The organism is Clostridium sp., assembly GCF_016650035.1.
In the GTDB taxonomy this organism is placed as follows: Bacteria; Bacillota; Clostridia; order Clostridiales; family Clostridiaceae; genus Clostridium_AD.
The window spans coordinates 1-6,670 of the sequence record NZ_JAENWM010000136.1 but is presented as its reverse complement, the minus strand read 5'-3'; the positions used below and the strand labels follow the sequence as shown (position 1 = coordinate 6,670).

Sequence of the window (6,670 nt, the reverse complement as noted above, 5' to 3'; positions counted from 1 at the left end):
CAATTATATGTCACCTGATGAGTTTGAAATAGCCTATAAAAAAGCAAATAAACTTAATGTATCAATCGCAAGTTAAATTTAAGGGGATTACTAATAACTTTCTCATTTTAATTTGTACTTTTTATTGACATAGGACCAAGGTGATAAATATACTTCACAGGTTTTTAATGATGCAGCTACAAAATTTGGTATAAGTGCAAGTGAAGCAAAAGCAAAATGGGATAAGATAGACTCAAATAATAATAAATAACAAACAAAATACTTTAGTATAGAGTAGCAAATAAAATATACTTTAGGTATATAATAAATTAGGGCGATTGAAGGGTGTACTGTTAACTTCATAATGTACCTACATTTACTAGATGACATACTAGATATGATGTACATTGTTACTTCTAAAATCCAATGAACTAATCATCATTTTATAGCTGCACTCTCTTGAGTTTTTGGAGTAGTTCTCATTTTTCAAGTTCTTCAAGTAATAATTTATATTTTATTTTAAAAACAAGGACACACTAACTAAAACAGAATCTGAACATTTAGGTAAATGAGCAGTAGAATATACTCCTGCTCATTTACTTGTTAATATGTATCAGAAAACTTTTTATTTTTCTGATGGTATTTGAATTTTAATTTTACTATAAATTGTCTCTCCATCATTATATAACTTAGGTGTCTCCTTAGAATAAAATTCATAAGTACCGCTTGGTGATATGGAGTAATTGTATAACTTATCACATTTTTCATATAAGATTAAAAGCATATCATATGTTTTAATAAATTCAACAGGAGGATTTTGTAGTTTCTGCATGTTTCCTATTATGCTATTTTTATTTCTAACTACTTCTTCTAATACCCCATTTGCTCTATTTTCTTCAGATACCTTATCTAATTCTTTACTAAAATCTTTGTTGCTATTAATTGCATTACCCCATACATCTGAGTAGTTTGAGCATCTAAAATATGCAAACATCATTAATGTTTTTATTTCAGACGATGTTTGGCTAAAAGCTTTTCTGTATTCATTGAATTTAGTTTTAGCTTCTACAAATTCAGCATTATTTTTCTCTTCTATTTTCTGCAATTCTACTAATTTTTGTTCTTCTATTTTTCTTTCATTTGTTTTTTTTGTGTATTGAATATACCCAATACCTACTAGAGAGAATGTTAATAATAGAGCCATTAATATTCCAGTAATTTTCCTCATATTTTTAATTTTATTAATCCAATTAATTATTAACTTGGTTTTAACTTCAGCCGCATTAGAAAGAGTATTAAAGTCAATGTTACTATTTATTGCTGCTATTATGGCATTATATTGTTCCCGTTTTTTATCATCAATTAAGGTTTCATATGCTAAGTCTAACATGCCTATTTTCTCTTTATTAATTTCACTATTTTCTATACCATACTTTCCTTTTAAAATTCTGTATGCACTTTCAATTACTTCTTTTGACGAATACATACTTACTTCAAGAATATCATAATAGTTCAACACTACCCCTCCAATCTATTAGTAATTAACATTTATTGGTCAACACGCTTACATAAATATCATCATATATAATTTCCACAATTACCACCTCCCCATTAATTCATATTCATATTCATATAATTATCTCTTATATCTGTGTCCACAGTTTGCACATACAAACTCTATTTTGTTTGCACCTATTGCTCCACCTACTAATCCAACAGGCCCAAGTATTAATCCACCAGCTGCTGCTTTACCTACTCCAAATCCTTTTTTTACTGGCGTTACGCTTTGTGAAGTACATTTTGGACAATAAGCAATATGGTTATGGTTCAAATATGCAAGTCGTTCATTTTTTTCATTAACCTCGTCACTATCTCTATTTTTGATTACAATAGCGAGTTTTCGTTCTAATTCTATTCTATCTTCTTTGGTAATACCATGTTCTATATCATATTTATCCTGTGCTGCTTGAAGTTTTCTCTTTACAACCAAATTTTGGTTAACATTATTTGTTGGATTTCCAGACGCTATTGCTAGTATTAATACTACAACTACTATTATTATAAAAATCATCATATTAATATACCCCCCCGATTAATACTTGTTATAATAATTAAAAACAGGTAACGATTACTATTATTAATTTAACATTGTAATTATTCTATAAAAATACATTATATCCTTTATTTGCGAATCTGTTATTTATATATATATTAATTTAACTTCAATTTTTTTTCACCTAGAAAAATCACACAAAAGTGTTGCCCACTTTTTAGTTCTTTTAAATTCTTTTAAGAAGGCTTAGAAATAGCCATTTCTTTCCCTAAGTAGTAGTAGTAGTAGTAACTAGTAATGCTTATTACGAAAAGTAAAGCACTAATTAGAAGTTCAGTCATAACGTATAAAAAACAAGTTTCTCAATTCAGTATACTTAGATAGAGAAGTAAGTTCATCTTCAACAGAAAGACAATAAATTATAAATGATACTGATGAAATAATTGGGAATATGTTCGCAAGATAATAATTAAGTTTACTTGGTATGTTTTTACTATGTATTTACATTACAATGTGCATTAAAATCTAGCAACACACCAAAACCTAGGACAAAACTTAAAACAACTCCAGAATGTGCACAAAGTAAAAGAAAATAAAAAGCCTGGATTAGTTTAAATACTAATCTCAGGCTTAATGTCTTGCACCTCAAATTTCATCAGGTGTTCATATATTCCACTCTAATTCCATTCCATCTTTAAATACAAATGTTATTTTACCCTCAGTATTTACAACTACCTTGTCAACAGTACTCTTCCATAGCTCCCCATCAAACTCCGCTACCAGATCTTCTCTTTGCTCAAGATCTTTAATAAAAGCTACAAAGTTTTCTTGCTTAGCTCTTCGTTCAAGATGCTTTTCATTTATCCTCTCAATCCCATTTTTTATATTTTCATATCGCTCTGCTAAGGCTTTGTAGCGTTCTTCATATTTGGCTTGATCTAAAGCACTATTGGTGTTTTCCTGAACACATTTTTGGAGCAGTCCATTAACAACTTCAGTCTCACTCTGTAGCTTTACACTCTCCTTATCAAACTTTGATGTATCAGTCAAGGCTTGAATTATAGCTTCGTAGCCTTGTAATATTTCTTTTTTTTCAAATAGGCTATTAAAGGCATTAAGGAATACTTGTTTTAAAGTACCTCGTAAAAATGAGGTGTGCCACACTTTTTTACCATTTTTGAATTTTGCGTTACACTGCCAAATCACTTTGCGGTATTTACTGGTGGAGTGCCATACCTTACTCCCGTAGAAACTATTTGTTATAAGCTATACTGCTATTTTATATTTATGTAATAACTTAAATGTATCTTATATAAAATAATTACTAAACCATATGTTCTTCATCAAAAAACACCCGTAAGAAAAGCAAACTCTGCTAATCCTACGGGTATTCCTATATCAATCATTCAATTATATATTTACTGTTGCTCCAGCTAGAAATATTACCGCTACTCTGCCATCAAGTCCTATCTTAATATGATCCAAAGTTTTCAGCATCAGCTCATATGGCATCTTATCAATTGTCCCTATACTACTTTTGAGCCTAATTAATTCAGCTAGTCTGTATTTTTCAAGCACACCTTTATCACTTTTAATGTGCTGCCACTCCTCATTTTCTACAAGCTGATTCCATGCCTTTATAAACATTTCCACTGGAACAGCATCTTTCATTCTCATTCCATTACAGCACATCCCTGGCTCGACTGGTGAATATCTCCCTGCTCTGTATCTCTTGCAACACCAATAATATTCACCTTTGTCTTTTGCTCTACTTGATTCTCTTCTAACTAAAGTATGTCCACAGTGCTTACAAATCAGTTTCCCACAAAAGGGTAGTTCCTTACTGTGCTGATGATATTTGTTCATTCTATGCTCCTTAATAAATCCAGCTTGTCTTTCAAACTCAAGCTGGACACATTCCCAGGTATTTTTATCTATAATCGCAGGGTGCGTATCTTCGTAATAAAATTTTGGTAAATCTCCATTATTTTTTGCTCTGCGCTTTGTAAGATAATCTGTATTATATGTCTTTTGAAAAAGTGTATCCCCTTTATATTTTTCATTAGTTAGTATCTTTTTTAGTGTACTCCAGCTCCATACTAAATTTCCACATTCAGTAACAACTCCATCTTCCGTAAGATGCTCTGCTATTTTATAGTACCCATACCCATCAAGAAACTCCTGATATATTCTTCTAACAGTAACTGCCTGTGTTTCATTAATTATAAGATTACTTGCTTCATCCTTTTCATATCCAAAGAACTTCCCACTTGGTATGCTTTGTATGCAACCTTTTTCATATTTGCGGCGTATTCCCCATTTTACATTCTCTGATTGATTTAAACTTTCATTTTGTGCAACAGCTGAAATTAAAGTTAGAAGAACTTCTCCTGCACTTGTTTTTGTATGGATATTTTCTTTCTCAAAGAATACATCTACTCCTAGCGCCCTAAGTTCTCTTATACTATTTAAGCAATCCAGAGTATTGCGCCCGAAGCGAGACAGGCTTTTTGTAATAATCATATCAACTTTGTTTTCTCTAGCATCCTGCATAAGCCTATTGAACCCTTCTCTTTTTTGAAGGTTAGTTCCTGAGATACCTTTATCCGTGTAGATACCAGCAAAATCATAATCAGGGTTTTCTATAATATATTTCTTAAAATATTGAACTTGTGCATTGTAGCTTGCTATCTGTTCATCACTGCTAGAAGATACTCTACAATATGCAGCTACCCTTAATTTCTTTGAATTATTCTCCGTTGTTCCTGGATCTATAGTATTCGGTAACGGGTATAATACGGAAACTCTTTTCGGACCTCTTCTTTGAATAATTGCCATTTGTAACCTCCTCTACAACCATAGGTTCATTTATGACAATACCATTAGTAACTTCTTTCAATTTTCCTTCTGATATTCTAGTGCCTTCACAGACACCTTTTCCCTTTTGCATATATGTTGCACATATCCAGCTTACCCATCTACCTTGATGAACCACTCTTATAAGGGTTGCACCACAGTATTTGCAGCGGAACATATTTGAAAAGGGATATATTTTTGTTTTTCTGTTTTCCCTAATCAGCTGAGCCTTTTCCCAATCGTTCCTACTCACTATAGGCAGATGTGAGTTTTCCACATAATACTTTGCCTTTTGTCCTCTATTAATAATTCCCTTGCCATTATCAGTTACATAGGTCTTCTGCATAAGGCAATCTCCTTTATATTTTTCATTAGATATAATTCCTAATATCCTACCTGATTGCCATGGCTTATTTGTATAGGTTGGTATACTTTTCTCATTAAAATCTTTTGCAATTTTATATCCGGTTTCTCCTGCTAAGAACAACTTATATATCTTTCTTACTACTTCTGCTTGCTCTTTGTTTATTACAAATCTACCATTTTCATCTTTGTCATAGCCAATCAAACGATTAACATCTACAATTACCTCTCCGCGCTTGAACTTTTTTTCTATTGCCCATTTAACATTTTCTCTTACAGCTTTTCGCTCTTCTTCAGCAATTGCAGCTAGTACTGTGAGTAGCAATTCTCCTTCAGAATGTAGTGTGTTAATTCCTTGTTCTTCAAAAATAACGCCAACACCAATTGCTTTTAATTCCCTAACACTTTCTAAAAGTATTAATGTATTCCTTGCAAACCTAGATATTGATTTAGTTATAATTAAATCTACTTCACCTGCTTTAGCTTTTTCCATCATAGCCACCAGCCCCGGTCGGTCAGTCTTTGCGCCAGATATACCCGCATCTGAAAAGATGCCGCAAAATTCAAACTCAGAGTTTGTTGTGAATTTGTTTTGATAATGTTCTGTTTGATTTTGAAGTGATCCTAACTGACCTATACTTTCAGTAGACACTCTAACATAGGCACATATCCTCAGTTTTTTAGGTTTATAAAACGGATTTCTCTTTTGGTTTATCTCCTTTACTGTTCTCACGCTATACCTCTATTCTAGATTCCAAGGTAGTTCAGTTCCATCTTTAAACTGAAAAACTACATTTACATCTGACTTTATAATTACTGCATTCAATGTTGAACACCATAGACTCTCATCAAAACTAATTAATAAATTATCTTGATTTACTAATTCTTTAATAAAAGCATTCATTTGATTTTTTCTTCCCTTAAGCTTTGCTATATCAATACTAATTTCCTGTCGTCTATTTTGCAAACTATTATACCTTGTAGCTAAACCATTATATTTTGTGTTATATTCATCTTGATCCATTGCTTTCCGTGTATTCTCAGCAATTAATTTTTCTAATGACTTCTCAAGTAAAATACATTCTTCATCAATTTTACTTCCTTCCTTTTCTTGCTTGCTAAAATTAGTTATCTTCTCAATAATCTCCTCATATCCTGCTATTAACTCTTCCTTGCTTTCAATGAGGGTATTAAAAGCATTAACAAAAGCTTTTTTTATTATTTCTTCTTTTAAATGTGGTGTGCTACAGGATTTACGCTTATGAAATTTGTTATTACTGTTATAAGACACTCCTATTTGCAGCACCTAAGACAAGAAAATCTGCAGCAAGGATATTAAAAAAAACGTAGATAGTTTTAATTTTAATCCTCAACTGCCTACGGCTTTTATGTTAAACAAACCTTATTTAAATTGTATCT

The 6,670-nt window shown here is 31.6% G+C and carries 6 protein-coding genes; all 6 read right to left on the bottom strand.

Annotation, left to right across the window (positions count from 1 at the left end; genetic code table 11):
- Nucleotides 1-604: 604 nt before the first annotated feature.
- Nucleotides 605-1,495 (bottom strand): DnaJ domain-containing protein, encoded by an 891-nt coding sequence (locus tag JJD95_RS19190; protein ID WP_291644966.1) that lies wholly within the window; start codon nucleotides 1,493-1,495, stop codon nucleotides 605-607.
- Between the two features lie 120 nt (nucleotides 1,496-1,615).
- A complete protein-coding gene (locus tag JJD95_RS19185; RefSeq protein WP_291644964.1) occupies nucleotides 1,616-2,053 on the bottom strand; it encodes a hypothetical protein in 438 nt (145 codons plus the stop codon).
- 642 nt (nucleotides 2,054-2,695) lie between these two features.
- Nucleotides 2,696-3,238 (bottom strand): hypothetical protein, encoded by a 543-nt coding sequence (locus JJD95_RS19180; RefSeq protein WP_291644962.1) that lies wholly within the window; start codon nucleotides 3,236-3,238, stop codon nucleotides 2,696-2,698.
- A 204-nt stretch (nucleotides 3,239-3,442) separates the two neighbouring features.
- Nucleotides 3,443-4,870 (bottom strand): recombinase family protein, encoded by a 1,428-nt coding sequence (locus JJD95_RS19175; RefSeq protein ID WP_291644960.1) that lies wholly within the window; start codon nucleotides 4,868-4,870, stop codon nucleotides 3,443-3,445.
- Nucleotides 4,782-5,984: a recombinase family protein gene (locus JJD95_RS19170; protein WP_291644958.1), complete on the bottom strand. Its 1,203-nt coding sequence runs from the start codon at nucleotides 5,982-5,984 to the stop codon at nucleotides 4,782-4,784. Before JJD95_RS19170 ends, JJD95_RS19175 begins: the two co-directional genes overlap by 89 nt.
- A 9-nt stretch (nucleotides 5,985-5,993) precedes the next feature.
- A complete protein-coding gene (locus JJD95_RS19165; RefSeq protein WP_291644956.1) occupies nucleotides 5,994-6,542 on the bottom strand; it encodes a hypothetical protein in 549 nt (182 codons plus the stop codon).
- Between the last annotated feature and the right edge of the window lie 128 nt (nucleotides 6,543-6,670).

Excerpts from the sequence above, each read along its gene's own strand:
- JJD95_RS19185 (WP_291644964.1), bottom strand. The coding sequence starts at position 2,053 with ATGATGATTTTTATAATAATAGTAGTTGTAGTATTAATACTAGCAATA.
- JJD95_RS19175 (WP_291644960.1), bottom strand. The coding sequence starts at position 4,870 with ATGGCAATTATTCAAAGAAGAGGTCCGAAAAGAGTTTCCGTATTATAC.